This is a genomic window from Sphaerotilus hippei, from assembly GCF_003201595.1.
Lineage (GTDB): Bacteria > Pseudomonadota > Gammaproteobacteria > Burkholderiales > Burkholderiaceae_C > Sphaerotilus > Sphaerotilus hippei.
Window position 1 is genome coordinate 130,563 of sequence record NZ_QJJS01000005.1, and the last position, 13,400, is coordinate 143,962.

The 13,400-nt window shown below is 68.4% G+C and carries 15 protein-coding genes; all 15 read right to left on the reverse strand.

The features are described 5' to 3' along the window. On the reverse strand, positions 1-396 hold the full coding sequence (acpS, locus tag C7444_RS07265; protein ID WP_110400180.1) for a holo-ACP synthase: 396 nt from the start codon (positions 394-396) through the stop codon (positions 1-3). Further along, positions 393-1,187: a pyridoxine 5'-phosphate synthase gene (locus C7444_RS07270; protein WP_110400305.1), complete on the reverse strand. Its 795-nt coding sequence runs from the start codon at positions 1,185-1,187 to the stop codon at positions 393-395. The genes acpS and C7444_RS07270 overlap by 4 nt, the downstream gene beginning before the upstream one ends. Positions 1,188-1,204: 17 nt before the next feature. Then, positions 1,205-1,978 carry a DNA repair protein RecO gene (gene recO / locus C7444_RS07275; RefSeq protein WP_110400181.1) on the reverse strand — a complete coding sequence of 258 codons (774 nt, stop codon included), beginning with the start codon at positions 1,976-1,978 and terminating at the stop codon, positions 1,205-1,207. 9 nt (positions 1,979-1,987) lie between these two features. After that, positions 1,988-3,148 (reverse strand): GTPase Era, encoded by a 1,161-nt coding sequence (era, locus tag C7444_RS07280; protein WP_310732624.1) that lies wholly within the window; start codon positions 3,146-3,148, stop codon positions 1,988-1,990. Beyond that, positions 3,148-3,831 carry a ribonuclease III gene (rnc, locus tag C7444_RS07285; protein WP_110400182.1) on the reverse strand — a complete coding sequence of 228 codons (684 nt, stop codon included), beginning with the start codon at positions 3,829-3,831 and terminating at the stop codon, positions 3,148-3,150. The genes era and rnc overlap by 1 nt, the downstream gene beginning before the upstream one ends. A gap of 14 nt (positions 3,832-3,845) precedes the next feature. Beyond that, on the reverse strand, positions 3,846-4,232 hold the full coding sequence (locus tag C7444_RS07290) for a DUF4845 domain-containing protein (RefSeq protein ID WP_110400307.1): 387 nt from the start codon (positions 4,230-4,232) through the stop codon (positions 3,846-3,848). 33 nt (positions 4,233-4,265) lie between these two features. After that, positions 4,266-5,237 (reverse strand): signal peptidase I, encoded by a 972-nt coding sequence (gene lepB / locus C7444_RS07295; protein ID WP_110400183.1) that lies wholly within the window; start codon positions 5,235-5,237, stop codon positions 4,266-4,268. Between the two features lie 18 nt (positions 5,238-5,255). Further along, positions 5,256-7,064, reverse strand: a complete 1,809-nt coding sequence (lepA, locus tag C7444_RS07300) for a translation elongation factor 4 (RefSeq protein WP_110400184.1) — start codon at positions 7,062-7,064, stop codon at positions 5,256-5,258. A gap of 232 nt (positions 7,065-7,296) precedes the next feature. Continuing rightward, positions 7,297-8,712 (reverse strand): DegQ family serine endoprotease, encoded by a 1,416-nt coding sequence (locus C7444_RS07305; RefSeq protein WP_245909456.1) that lies wholly within the window; start codon positions 8,710-8,712, stop codon positions 7,297-7,299. Between the two features lie 198 nt (positions 8,713-8,910). Beyond that, complete coding sequence (locus tag C7444_RS07310) at positions 8,911-9,993, reverse strand: MucB/RseB C-terminal domain-containing protein (RefSeq protein WP_110400186.1); 1,083 nt, start codon at positions 9,991-9,993, stop codon at positions 8,911-8,913. Beyond that, a complete protein-coding gene (locus C7444_RS07315; RefSeq protein WP_110400187.1) occupies positions 9,990-10,658 on the reverse strand; it encodes a sigma-E factor negative regulatory protein in 669 nt (222 codons plus the stop codon). Before C7444_RS07315 ends, C7444_RS07310 begins: the two co-directional genes overlap by 4 nt. A 21-nt stretch (positions 10,659-10,679) precedes the next feature. After that, positions 10,680-11,288: an RNA polymerase sigma factor RpoE gene (gene rpoE / locus C7444_RS07320; protein WP_110400188.1), complete on the reverse strand. Its 609-nt coding sequence runs from the start codon at positions 11,286-11,288 to the stop codon at positions 10,680-10,682. After that, on the reverse strand, positions 11,278-11,736 hold the full coding sequence (locus C7444_RS07325; protein ID WP_170130658.1) for a hypothetical protein: 459 nt from the start codon (positions 11,734-11,736) through the stop codon (positions 11,278-11,280). The genes rpoE and C7444_RS07325 overlap by 11 nt, the downstream gene beginning before the upstream one ends. A gap of 108 nt (positions 11,737-11,844) precedes the next feature. Next, positions 11,845-13,086, reverse strand: a complete 1,242-nt coding sequence (gene fabF, locus C7444_RS07330; RefSeq protein ID WP_110400190.1) for a beta-ketoacyl-ACP synthase II — start codon at positions 13,084-13,086, stop codon at positions 11,845-11,847. 52 nt (positions 13,087-13,138) lie between these two features. After that, positions 13,139-13,378, reverse strand: a complete 240-nt coding sequence (gene acpP, locus C7444_RS07335; protein WP_110400191.1) for an acyl carrier protein — start codon at positions 13,376-13,378, stop codon at positions 13,139-13,141. Positions 13,379-13,400: the final 22 nt, after the last annotated feature.

Sequence of the window (13,400 nt, forward strand, 5' to 3'; positions counted from 1 at the left end):
TCAGGCTCGGGTTTCGACCACCACGAAGCTGGTGGCGTAGTCGGTTTCGTCGGTGATGCTGACGTGGGCGCTCAGCCCGCGTGCGGTGAACCAGGCCGCCAGGTCGCCATGCAGGCGGATCTGCGGCTGGCCGCCCGGTGCGTTCAGCGTCTCGCAGTCGCGCCAGGTCATCGGGTGGTGCAGGCCCAGGCCGATGGCCTTGGAGAAGGCTTCCTTGGCCGAGAAGCGGGTGGCGAGGTAGGCGATGCCGCGGGCCTCGACCCGGGCGCGCCGGTGGTGGAAGACCTGCAGCTCGTTCGGCCCCAGCACCCGTTCGGCAAAACGGTCGCCGCGCCGCGCCAGCACGGCCGCGATGCGCCGGATGTCGCAGAGGTCGGTGCCGACGCCGTAGATCATCGTGCCGCGGGAACGCCGGCCCGCTGGATGCAGCGCTGGTAGTCGCGGACGGTCTCGGCGTAGCCCAGCTCCAGCGCGTCGGCGATCAGCGCGTGGCCGATCGACACCTCCATCACCCCCGGCACCGCGCGCAGGAAGTCGCTCAGGTTGTCGCGGTTCAGGTCGTGGCCGGCGTTGATCTCCAGGCCGGCGGCCAGGGCCGCCTCGGCGGTGCGCACGTAACGCTGCAGCACCTCGTCCTGGCGCGGCGTGCCCCAGGCGCTGGCGTAGGCCTCGGTGTAGAGCTCGACGCGGTCGGCGCCCAGCTCGGCGGCTGCCCGCATCATGCCGGGTTCCGGATCCATGAACAGGCTGACCCGCACGCCCAGCACACGGGTCTCGTCGATCACCGCCTTCAGGCGCCCGGCGTCCTCGGGCAGGCTCCAGCCGTGGTCCGAGGTGAACTGCCCGACCGTGTCCGGCACGAAGGTGGCCTGGTGCGGGCGCACGGCGCGGATCACGTCCATCAGGTTGTGGAAGGGGTTGCCCTCGATGTTGAACTCGATCCGCGGCCAGGCGCGCAGCAGCTCGGCCAGCTCGGTCACGTCGGTGGCGCGGATGTGGCGTTCGTCGGGGCGCGGGTGCACCGTGATGCCCTGGGCGCCGGCCTCGAGCACCTGCTGCGCCGCGCGGGTCACGCTGGGGATGCCCAGGTGGCGGGTGTTGCGCAGCAGCGCGACCTTGTTGAGGTTGACCGACAGGGCGGTGCGTCCGCCGTGGACCAGCGGTTCGGGGGCGACGAGAGGGTTCATGGCGGCGGCGACACGGTTCACGGTTCGATGAGTTTCTGGACTTCGACCATCAGCGCGCGGGTGCGCAGCGCCGAGGTGCCGAGATGATAGTGAAGCATCTGGCGCAGCTGGTTGCGCAGCTCGACCGGTGCGCCCAGGCAGGCGCTGCGCAGACCGGCCAGGTCCCGGGCGTCCAGCGCCACCTGCAGGGCGGTCAGCACGGCGCCGGGCAGGCCGGTCTCGCCGTCGCGCAGCGGCTGCACGCCGGTCTCGGGGTGCAGCAGGTGGCGGGCGCCGGTGTCCACCGGACGCTGCGTGGCGGTGACCACGTGCAGCTCGGGCAGCACGCCGGTGTCGGCCAGCAGGTGCAGCTCGAAGGCCCGCAGCGCGGCGGCCGTCCCGGCGTCGTCGCCCGAGGCGAGCACCGGCAGCGTGGCGGCATAGGTGTCGAACAGCGTGGCGTGCGGATCCTGGCGCGCCAGGCCACGCAGCAGCAACTCGTTGAGATGGAAGCCCGCCAGCAGCCCGGCGCCTCCGGGCATCGCGCCGCCCCCGCCCCATTCGGCGCTGCGCAGCAGCTGCACCTCGGTGCCTTCCTCCTGGCGCTTGCTGCCCAGCTGCACCAGCAGGCGCTGGAAAGGCAGCAGCACGCAGCGCAGCTGGGAGTAGGGCCGCTTGGCCCCCTTGGCCACGACGACGATGCGCCCGAGTTCCCGGGTGAAGAGGTCCAGGATCAGGCTGGACTCGCTCCAGTCGTGGTGATGCAGCACATAGGCGGCCAGCGGCGCCGCCGCATTGCGACGCGTGGCCATGCCCGGGGCTTATTCGTAGCCGTAGCTCTTGAGGCGCTGCTCGTCGTCGGCCCAGCCCGAACGGACCTTGACCCACAGTTCCAGGAACACCTTGCCGCCGGTCAGGCGCTCGAGCTCGGTGCGTGCTTCCATGCCGATGCGCTTGAGGCGTTCGCCCCCTTCGCCGATCACGATGCCCTTGTGGGAGTCGCGCTCGACGATGACGGTCGCTGCGATGCGGCGCAGCCGGCCTTCATCCTCGAACTTGTCGATCTGCACGGTCGAGGTGTAGGGCAGCTCGTCGCCGGTCAGGCGGAACAGCTTCTCGCGGATCAGCTCGGCGGCGAGGAACTTCTCGCTGCGGTCGGTCAGCGCTTCCGAGTCGTAGAACCAGCCCTGCTCGGGCAGGTAGGGGCGCAGGATGCCCAGCAGGCGCCGGGCATCGTCTTCCTTCTTGGCCGTCAGCGGCACGAACTCGGCGAACGGATGGCGGTCCTGCATCTGCTTGAGCCAGGGCATCAGGTCGGCGCGGCGCTGGATCAGGTCGAGCTTGTTGGCCACCAGCACCGTCGGCTTGCCCGGGGGCACCAGCGACAGCACCTTGGCATCGTCGAGCCCGAAGCGGCCGGCCTCGACCACGAACAGCACCACGTCCACGTCGCTGAGCACGCCCTGGACGGTCTTGTTCAGGTTGCGGTTCAGCGCCGCCGTGCCCTTGACCGTGTGGCGGGTCTGGAAGCCTGGCGTGTCGACGAAGACGTACTGCGTGTCGTCCTGCGTGCTGATGCCGGTGATGCGGTGGCGGGTGGTCTGCGCCTTGCGCGAGGTGATGCTGACCTTCTGACCGACCAGCGTGTTGAGCAGCGTCGACTTGCCCACGTTGGGGCGTCCGACGATGGCGATCAGGCCGCAGCGCGGGTCGCTGATGACCCGCACCTCGGCCGGTGCGGCCGTCGGCAGCTGGCCCACGGGGGTCTCGTCGTCATCGACCGGATCCGGCCCGGCCTCGATGCCGGGGGCGTCAGCCTCGTGCGTTTCAGGCTCGACCGGCGCGACCGAGGTCGGGGCGGCGGCCCCGCCGGTGCCGGAGGCGAAGAACGCGTCCAGCAGCGCCTGGGTCGAATCGTTGCCGCCGGCGGCGGGCGAGGGGGTGCCGGTCGATGCCGGCGTGCGTGTCTTGGATCGTGTCATCAGTCGTGGCTTGCGTGCAGACGTTCCAGCACCAGTCGGGCGGCTTCCTGCTCCGCCGCCCGGCGGGAGCGGCCTTCGCCGCGGCCTTCGACACCAAAACCGGCCACCGAGCACACGACGACGAAGGTCTGGTCGTGGGCGCGGCCGCGCGTGGCTTCGATGCGGTATTCGGGAACGGTCTGGCGACGGGCCTGGAGCCATTCCTGCAATTGGGTCTTCGCGTCCTTGGCCCAGGCCTGGGTCACCGTCTCGACCACCAGCGGCTCGAACAGGCGCTGCACCAGCGCCTGCGCGGCGCCGTAGCCGGCATCGCGGTAGACCGCGCCGATGATGGCCTCCATCGCGTCGGCGAGGATGGACGGGCGCTGCGCGCCGCCGCCCCGCGCCTCGCCCTCGGACAGGCTCAGCACCGTGGGCAGCTGCAGCGACAGCGCGATGCGGTGCAGCATGTCCTGGCGCACCAGGTGGGCGCGCACGCGTGTCAGGTCGCCTTCGGGTGAATCGTCGAACTGGGTGAACAGCAGGTCGGACACGGCCAGGTTCAGCACGGCGTCGCCCAGGAATTCAAGGCGTTCGTTGTGGTCCGAACCGAAGCTGCGGTGGGTCAGGGCACGTTCGAGCAGGTCGTGCTGCCGGAACACATGACCGATGCGTTGCTGGAGGGCTTCGAGGTTGGGGTTCAAGGTGTGTCGGGGGCTCAGTGGGAGCGGCCCTGGTATTTGATCAACAGGTGGACCGGCCCGAACAGCTCGATCTCTTTCGAGTAGGCGAAGCTCACCACGATGCGGTCGTTTTCCTTGGTGATGTCCAGGTCCCGGCCGGTCAGCGAGGTGATGCCGTACTCGATCTGGCGGTAGCGGTCGAAGGCGATGCGGATCTCGGGCACCGTGCCGCCGCCCTCACGCGCCACCTTGTCGACCGTGCGGGCGATCGTGTAGTACTCGTTGACCGTCGGCACCACGCGCAGCGCCACGATGGCGACGAAGGTGATGAGCGTGGCCCAGAAGATCAGCCCGATCAGCGTGATGCCGCGCTGCTGGCGGGGCCATGCGCGCGTGGCGGGTCGAAGCTCGTTGGTGCTCATCGTCATCCTCCGGATTCTGGGGGCTCGGGTCCTTCAGTGGAACGCACCGATGCGTTTCAGGTTGCCGAAATTCATCCAGACAAAAAACGCGCGTCCCACGATGTTCTCGTCGGGCACGAATCCCCAGTAGCGCGAGTCCTCGGAATTGTCCCGGTTGTCGCCCATCATGAAATAGTGGCCGGGCGGCACCGTGCAGGTCACCCCTTCGGCACTGTAGCGACAGTTCTCGGCGCCGGGGAAGTTGCGGGCCCGCATCCCGTAGGACGACGGCAGGCTCGGATCCACCAGGATGCGGTGGCTGTCGCTGCCGACCTTCTCCGAGAACTGCTTCGAGAACAGGCGACGGTCCTCGTCATAATAATCGTCCAGCGTCTGCAGTTCGACCGGCTTGCCGTTGAGGCTCAGCTTCTGGTTGATGTAGGACACCTCGTCGCCCGGCACGCCGACCACGCGCTTGATGAAATCGATGCCGGGGTCCACCGGGTAGCGGAACACCATCACGTCGCCGCGCTTCGGGTCGTTGTTGGCGATGATCTTCTTGTTGATCACCGGCAGGCGCACGCCGTAGTGGAACTTGTTCACCAGGATCAGGTCGCCGATCTCGAGCGTCGGGATCATCGAGCCCGACGGGATCTTGAACGGCTCGAACAGGAAGGAGCGCAGCACGAACACCAGCACGATCACCGGGAACAGGCCGGCCGTCCAGTCCAGCCACCAGGGTTGGGCGAGCAGGCGGGACTGCGCCTCGTCGAGCTGATGGCCCTGGTCGTGCTGGATGCCCAGCCGCTCCAGTTCCTGGCGCCGCTGCTGCGCGTTGCTGGCCAGGGCCCGCGCGTCGGCCCGGCGGCGCGGCAGGAACACGAAGCGCTCGGCCATCCAGTACAGGCCGGTGACGACCGTCAGGATGAAGAGCAGCAGCGAGAAGTTGCCGGTCCAGTAGCCGAAGTACCACCCCAGGCCGAAGGAGATCAGACAGGCATACAGGATGCCGGTGAGGGTTGCCATCAGAGATCCGGTAGTGATTTAGTCTTCGACCCGAAGGATCGCGAGGAACGCTTCCTGAGGCACCTCGACGGAGCCGATCTGCTTCATGCGCTTCTTGCCCGCCTTCTGCTTCTCGAGCAGCTTGCGCTTGCGGCTCACGTCGCCGCCATAACATTTTGCCAGCACGTTCTTGCGCAGCGCCTTGATGTTCTCGCGGGCGATCACGTTGGCGCCGATGGCGGCCTGGATGACCACGTCGTACATCTGGCGCGGGATCTGCTCGCGCATCTTGGCGGCCACCGCACGGCCACGGTAGAGGCTCTGCGCCCGGTGCACGATGATCGACAGCGCGTCGACCCGGTCGCCGTTGATCAGCAGGTCGACCTTGACCACGTCCGAGGCGCGGTACTCCTTGAACTCGTAGTCCATCGAGGCGTAGCCGCGCGACACGCTCTTGAGCTTGTCGAAGAAGTCCAGCACGATCTCGGCCAGCGGCATCTCGTAGGTCAGCATGACCTGGCGGCCGTGGTAGGCCATGTTGAGCTGCACGCCACGCTTCTGGTTGGCCAGCGTCATCACCGGGCCGACGTAGTCCTGCGGCATGTACAGGTGCACCGTGACGATGGGCTCGCGGATCTCCTGGATGCGGCCCAGATCGGGCATCTTCGACGGGTTCTCGACCTGGATCACCTCGCCGCCGTTGAGCACGACCTCGTAGACCACGCTGGGCGCGGTGGTGATCAGGTCCTGGTCGAACTCGCGCTCCAGTCGCTCCTGCACGATCTCCATGTGCAGCAGGCCGAGGAAGCCGCAGCGGAAGCCGAAGCCCAGCGCCTGCGACACCTCGGGCTCGTAGCGCAGCGAGCTGTCGTTGAGCTTCAACTTCTCGAGCGCGTCGCGCAGCTGGTCGTACTCGCTGGCTTCGGTCGGGTAGAGCCCGGCGAAGACCTGCGGCTGGATTTCCTTGAAGCCGGGCAGCGCCTCGGTGGCCGGGCCGGCGTTGTTGGGCAGCTTCTTCTCGAGCGTGATGGTGTCGCCGACCTTGGCCGCCTGCAGCTCCTTGATGCCCGCGATGATGAAACCCACCTCGCCGGCCTTGAGCAGGTCGCGGTTCTCGGACTTGGGCGTGAACACGCCCAGGTGCTCGACCGGATAGATGGCGTTGGTGGCCATCATGCGGATGCGCTCGTTCTTGCGCAGCACGCCGTCGACCACCCGCACCAGCATCACGACGCCGACGTAGTTGTCGAACCAGGCGTCGACGATCATCGCGCGCAGCGGGCCGTCCGGGTTGCCCTGGGGCGGCGGCATGCGGGTGATGACGGCCTCGAGGATCTCGTCGATGCCCATGCCGGTCTTGGCCGAGCAGGGGATGCCGTCGGTCGCGTCGATGCCGATCACGTCCTCGATCTCGGCCTTGGCGTTGTCCGGATCGGCCTGCGGCAGGTCCATCTTGTTGAGCACCGGCACCACCTCGACGCCCAGGTCGAGCGCGGTGTAGCAGTTGGCGACGGTCTGGGCCTCGACGCCCTGGCTCGCGTCGACCACCAGCAGCGCGCCTTCGCAGGCCGACAGCGAGCGGCTGACCTCGTAGGAGAAGTCGACGTGTCCGGGCGTGTCGATCAGGTTCAGGTTGTAGACCTGTCCGTCGCGTGCCTTGTACTGCAGCGAGGCGGTCTGGGCCTTGATCGTGATGCCGCGCTCACGCTCGATGTCCATCGAATCGAGCACCTGGGCTTCCATCTCGCGGTCGGTCAGCCCTCCGCAGCGCTGGATCAGGCGGTCGGCCAGCGTGCTCTTGCCGTGGTCGATGTGGGCGATGATGGAGAAGTTGCGTATGTGGTTCATGTCGGAAACAAAAAAAAGGCACGTCGAACCGATGACGCGCCTTCCAACAAAAAGGTTGGGCAACTGCTTTGTTGGGACTTCATTGTAGCCAGAACACCCGGGTGGCCGGATGATGGGGCGGGCATCGAACGGGCGTTGCCGGCGCCGACAGGCAGTGCTTATTCACAGATTGTACACAGATTGAATCCGGCCCCTGCACGCCGTCCGACGCTCAGGGGCCGTGCCCGCCGCCTCAGCGTTCCGGCCGGATCAGCACGTACTGGGCCCACTCGCCGCGCCGCACCAGCAGGTTCACCGGCTTGGAGCGATCGATCCGGCCCACCAGCTGCTCGAACTGCCGGGCCGAGCCGACCTCGCTGTTGGCCACGCTCAGGATCAGGTCCCCTTCACGCAGGCCGGCCTTGGCCGCGGGGCCGTCGGCCGCGGTCACGCGCACGCCCCCCTTGATCTTGAGCTGGCGGCGCTGCGCATCGCTCAGGTCGGCGACGGTCAGGCCCAGGACGCCGATGCTGGTGGCGGCCTCGGCGCTCGACGGGGCGTCGGGCTTCGACGCCTTGGCCGTGCCTTCGGGCTCGAGTTCGGCCACCACGAGGGTCAGGTCCTTGGTGGCGCCGCGGCGGAAGACCTGCAGCGCGGCCTTGCTGCCGGGCTTGGTGGCGCCGACCAGGCGGGGCAGGTCGTTCCACTTGTCGACCGGCTTGCCGTCGAAGCGGGTGACGATGTCGCCGGCCTCGAGTCCGGCCTTGTCGGCCGGGCTGCCACTCTCGACTCCGCGCACGAGGGCCCCGCTGGCCTTGGGCAGGCCCAGCGATTCCGCCACCTCGCGCGTGACCTCGCCGATCTGCACGCCGATGCGCCCGCGCACCACCCGTCCGGTGCTGCGCAGCTGCTCGGCGATGCGGCCGGCCTCGTCGATCGGGATCGCGAAGGAGATGCCCATGTAGCCACCCGAGCGGCTGTAGATCTGCGAGTTGATGCCCACCACCTCGCCGCGCATGTTGATCAGCGGGCCGCCCGAGTTGCCGGGGTTGATGGCCACGTCGGTCTGGATGAAGGGCACCAGGTCACCGGTGTCACGCGCCTTGGCGCTGACGATGCCGGCGGTGACCGTGTTGTCCAGGTCGAAGGGCGAGCCGATCGCGATCACCCACTCGCCCACGCGCAGGCGATCGACGTTGCCGAAGCGCACGGCCGGCAGGCCGGTGGCGTCGATCTTCAGCACGGCTACGTCGGTGCGCTTGTCCGCACCCACCACGCGGGCCTTGAACTCACGCTTGTCGTTGAGCCGGACGATGACCTCCTGGGCGCCGTCGACGACGTGGGCGTTGGTCATCAGGTAACCATCGGACGAGACGATGAAGCCCGAGCCCACGCCGCTCGGGCGCGGGGTCTCCTGCTCCTCGGCATCGGGGGTCTGTCCGCGGCGCTGCTGGCCGTCCGGGCGCGGCACCGGCACACCGAAGAAGCGCCGGAAGAATTCCTGCATCTCCTCGTCGGCCGGGTTGTCGCTGCGGGCGACCTGGGTCTTGGTGGTGGTGCGGATGTTGACCACCGCCGGGCCGACCTGCTCGACCAGATCGGCAAAGTCCGGCAGCCCGCGCTGGGCGGCGCTCGGTGCGGTGACCGCGGCGGCCTGTCCGGTCCCCATCGGAGGCCCGGACGACTGCGCCGTGGCGCTGAAGTGGGAGGTCAGTGACAGACCGATGGTGGTGGCGGCCGCCAGGCTGACGCCGGCGAGCAGCCAGCGGCGAGAGGTGGTGCGGCGGCTGGACAGGAAACGATCAGGCATGGAGTTCCTCAGGGCAACAGCGTCCGGGCAATCCCGGATCGATGCGCTTGGAGCGGTTCAGGGCTTCAGGCGTTCCATCGCGTTGACGAATTTCAGCAGCGTCAGCGCCGGGGCGTCTCCCACGGCGGTGATCCACCAGTCGGCCTGACGGCGGCTGAGGGCGTAGGTCGCCCCCATGGCCGCGTGGGATTCACGCTGGTGCTGCAGCGGATCGAAGGGCTCGATGTAGACGGAGACCTGGGTCAGTCCGTCGGAGAACACCGTCTGCAGCATCGTCGATTCGGGTGCCGGAGCCGAGGTCGCGCTGGCCGCCACCGGCGTGGCATGGTGCTCGCCGATCGGCCGTCGGACCGAGCGCACCAGCTGGAAGCCCGCGGGCAAGCCGCGCAGCGACCACCCGGCACGGGCCAGGTCGGTGCGCTCGACCTGCAGCCGGGTGACCTGGTAGCCCGTCAGTCGCCGCATCTCCTGCACCAGCACCTGGGTCTGGGGGCGCACGCTGGCCTGCAGGTCGGAGTAGGCGGTCGATTCCAGCAGCTCACCCCGGTCGTTGAGCACGTCGGCGCGCAGCAGCAGGCTCGACTGGGGCTCCAGCCACAGGCGGAAGGCGTAGCGCAGCGCATCACGGGGCTTGAATGTCCAGACCAGCGCGTCCAGGCCGGCGATGCGGTCGCTGCCGCCCTGCACGAGCTCGTAGCGCTCCGTGTCCAGTTCGAGATCGGCCGGCCAGGGGGTCGGGAAGGCCCCCACCGGCTCACGCGGCTCGATCGAGGCGATCTGGGTGGCCGGCCAGAACACGTGGACCACGTTGTTGTGGCGGTAGATGCGCCGCGCCCGGCCGTCGAGGATGTCCAGCCGTTCGATCTGCTCGCGGCCATCGTTGAAGTGCACGATGCGCGAACTGCTCATCGAGCGGCCGAGGTTGATCACGAAGGTGCCGGCGTAATTGCGGTGGCGGGCGGCCTCCTGGGCCCGGCGCAGCAGCCGGGAGCCTTCCGTCGGGCCGAAACTGCCGAGCGTGAGCGGTGCCGTCGCCGCCGGGGCCGCCTGGGCCGGGGCGCCGAGCAGCGCGCCGATGCAGCACAGGCTGCAGGCCAGCTGTCGCGCCTGGCGCAGGGCCGTCGAGCGCAGTGCCGTCATTGTCCGACGGCCACGGGCTGGGTCTGCTGGAAGGTGGCGCTGCGCAGGTAGGACGCCTGCCCCACCGGCACACCGGAAAACTGCTTGTGGGGCGTCAGGTAACGGGCGAGCTGGGCGTCATCCATTGATGCGGCGTCCATGGCAGGCATCGACGCCGCACCGGCTGCCGCCAGGCTGGAGCCGAAGAACAGGGCGTCGCTGCCCTCCTGGCCCCGGTTGAGCAGCACGACCCCGGCCACCAGGGCCACGCCCGCGGCCATGCCCAGCGGTGCGCTCCAGCGGCGCAGCGCCGATCGGCGCCGGGTCGGGGCGAGCGAGCCGGTCTCGGCCCGGGTCGGGAACTCGACCAGCAGGGCGCTGTCCTGTCCGGCCTCCGTCGCCGTGGTGCTCGGCTCCGGCGGCGTCGGGGCGAGCACCACCGGTTCTTCAGCGAGGCGCGAACGCAGGGCCTGCAGGAAAGCCTCGTCGCGGGAGGGCGGGCTCGACAGCTCGTCCGAGCGCAGTACGTCGCCGATCAGGTGGTAGGCGTGCCAGGACGTGCGCTGTCCGGCGTCCTGTCGCCAGGAGCGGCAGGCCCGCGCGACGATCTGGGCGTCGACCTCGCCATCCATCAGGGCCGACAGTTCTTCATCGGCGGGGCGGGCAGGCAGAAAGGGCTCATTCATTGATCACTCCATGCCGGGGCGTCACCAGCGTTGCCCCTCTTTGGTATCCAGCAGCGGTCGCAACCGAACGGCAATGGCCTCGCGCGCCCGGAAGATGCGCGAGCGCACCGTTCCGATCGGGCAGGCCATGACCTCGGCAATCTCTTCATAGGACAGCCCCTCCACCTCGCGCAGCAAGATGGCCTGGCGCAGATCCACCGGCAAGGCCTCGATGGCCGCATTGACCGTCGTCGCGATCTCGCGGCTGGCCAGCACGGACTCGGGGGTCTCGCCGTCGGTCAGACCGTTCTCGGGGCGATAAGTTTCGTCGTCGTCGTCACGCGAGGACGCCAGGGCCGACTCGGTGATCACCGGGTCGCGGCGCATGTCGGCCAGCGCCTTCTTGGCGGTGTTGACGGCGATGCGGTAGAGCCAGGTGTAGAAGGCGCTCTCGCCGCGGAACTTGGGCAGGGCGCGGTAGGCCCGGATGAAGGTCTCCTGCGCCACGTCCTGCACCAGATCGGTGTCGCGGATGATGCGGCCGATCAGCCGCTCGATGCGGCGCTGGTACTTGACCACGAGCATCTCGAATGCCTGGACCTCTCCGCGTTTGGCGCGTTCGATCAGCAGGGCGTCGGCATCAGCGGTCATGGGAAGCGGGGGCGGCCGGATCGTCGGGGACCGGCAAGGGAGCAGCAGGGCGGGGTGAATATACCGCACAGCGCAACGGATGCCAGGCGTCGCCCAGTGCCGCTGCGCTCATCGGTAGCCACCAGGTCGTTGCCCGAGCGTGCGGGAGCGTCGAGGCCTGCGTGCGCAGGCGCAGCAGCATCCAGCGGCCGAGGTCGATCGTGACCACCAGCCGGGCGCACGGTCCGCTGTCGGCGGGATCGGACTGCAGCCGCAGCCACCAGTCCTGCCCGTCCCAGCGCAGACGGCCCTGAAGAGGTGGACGGCGCCACCAGGACCACGCGCAGCCGAGCCAGCCGAGCAGGGCGACACCCAGCACGATCGGTTTCAGGATGTGGCCACGATGCGGCATGGCCGCCCAGGCGAGCAGCGCGGCGGCGCTGCCCAGCAGCAGCAGGATCTGCAGCACGGACCAGCAGCGGTCCGCGGCCAGGGGAACCTCGACGGGCGGAGCGCCGCGCATCGTCTCAGCCTGGCGTGGTCCGGTCCATCGTGATCGACCGGACCTGCCGCCGTGTCAGTGACGGCGGAAGACCAGCGTGCCGTTGGTGCCGCCGAAGCCGAAGTTGTTCTTCACGGCCACGTCGATGCGCATGTCACGTGCGGTGTTGGCGCAGTAGTCCAGGTCGCACGCCGGATCCTGATCGAAGATGTTGATCGTCGGCGGGGAGATCTGGTGGTACAGGGCGAGCACGCTGAACACCGACTCGATGCCGCCGGCGCCGCCGAGCAGGTGCCCGGTCATCGACTTGGTCGAGTTGACGACCAGCTGCTTCGCGTGGTCGCCGAACGCCAGCTTGAGCGCATTGGTCTCGTTGACGTCGCCCAGCGGCGTCGACGTGCCGTGTGCGTTCAGGTACTGCACGTCGGAGGCGTTGATGCCGGCGTTGCGCAGGGCATTGACCATCGAGCGGCGCGGACCGTCCACGTCGGGGGCGGTCATGTGATAAGCGTCCCCGCTCATGCCGAAGCCGGACAGCTCGGCATAGATGCGGGCGCCCCGCTTGCGGGCGTGTTCGTATTCCTCGAGCACCATCACGCCGGCGCCTTCGCCCAGCACGAAGCCGTCACGGTCCTTGTCCCAGGGGCGGGAAGCCGTCTTCGGATCGTCGTTGCGGGTCGACAGGGCGCGTGCGGCCGCGAAGCCGCCCATGCCCAGCGGCGAGATGGTCGATTCGGCCCCGCCGGCGACCATCACGTCCGCGTCACCGCATTCGATCAGGCGCCCGGCCAGGCCGATGCTGTGCAGGCCGGTGGTGCAGGCGGTCACGACACCCAGGTTCGGGCCTTTGAAGCCGCACTGGATGGAGACGTGGCCCGAGATCATGTTGATGATCGATGCCGGCACGAAGAACGGCGAGATCCGCCGTGCGCCGCGCGCGGTGTATTCCACGTGCGTCTGCTCGATCATCGGCAGGCCGCCGATGCCCGAACCGACCATCACGCCGATGCGTTCGGCTTGCTCACCGAGGTCCGCCCCCATGGACAGGCCGGCATCCTTGACGGCCTGCAGCGACGCTGCGATGCCGTAATGGATGAAGGCGTCCATGTGACGCGCTTCCTTGGCGGGGATGTAATCCTCGATCCGGAAGCCCTTGACCTCGCCTGCAAAATGCACGGCGAGGCCAGAGGCGTCGAAGCGAGTGACGTGATCGATGCCGGATTTCCCGGCGACGAGGTTGGTCCAGGAGTCAGCGACGTTGTTCCCCACGGGGGTCACGAGGCCGAGGCCGGTCACGACGATGCGACGACGGGTCATGCTGAGGCTTGTTGCAGGCGATCTGGTTCAGGAACGGGCAAGGTCAGGGCGCTCAGGCCTTGACGTGGCTCTTCGCGTAATCGATGGCGAGTTGGACGGTGGTGATCTTCTCCGCCTCTTCGTCAGGGATTTCAATGCCGAACTCGTCTTCCAGTGCCATCACCAGTTCGACGGTGTCCAGGGAGTCGGCACCCAGATCGGCCACGAAGGCCTTCTCGATGGTGACTTCCGCTTCTTCAACGCCCAGTTGTTCGGCAATGATTTTCTTGACGCGTGCTTCGATGTCGCTCATGACTCTCCTCCAGGAGGGTTGG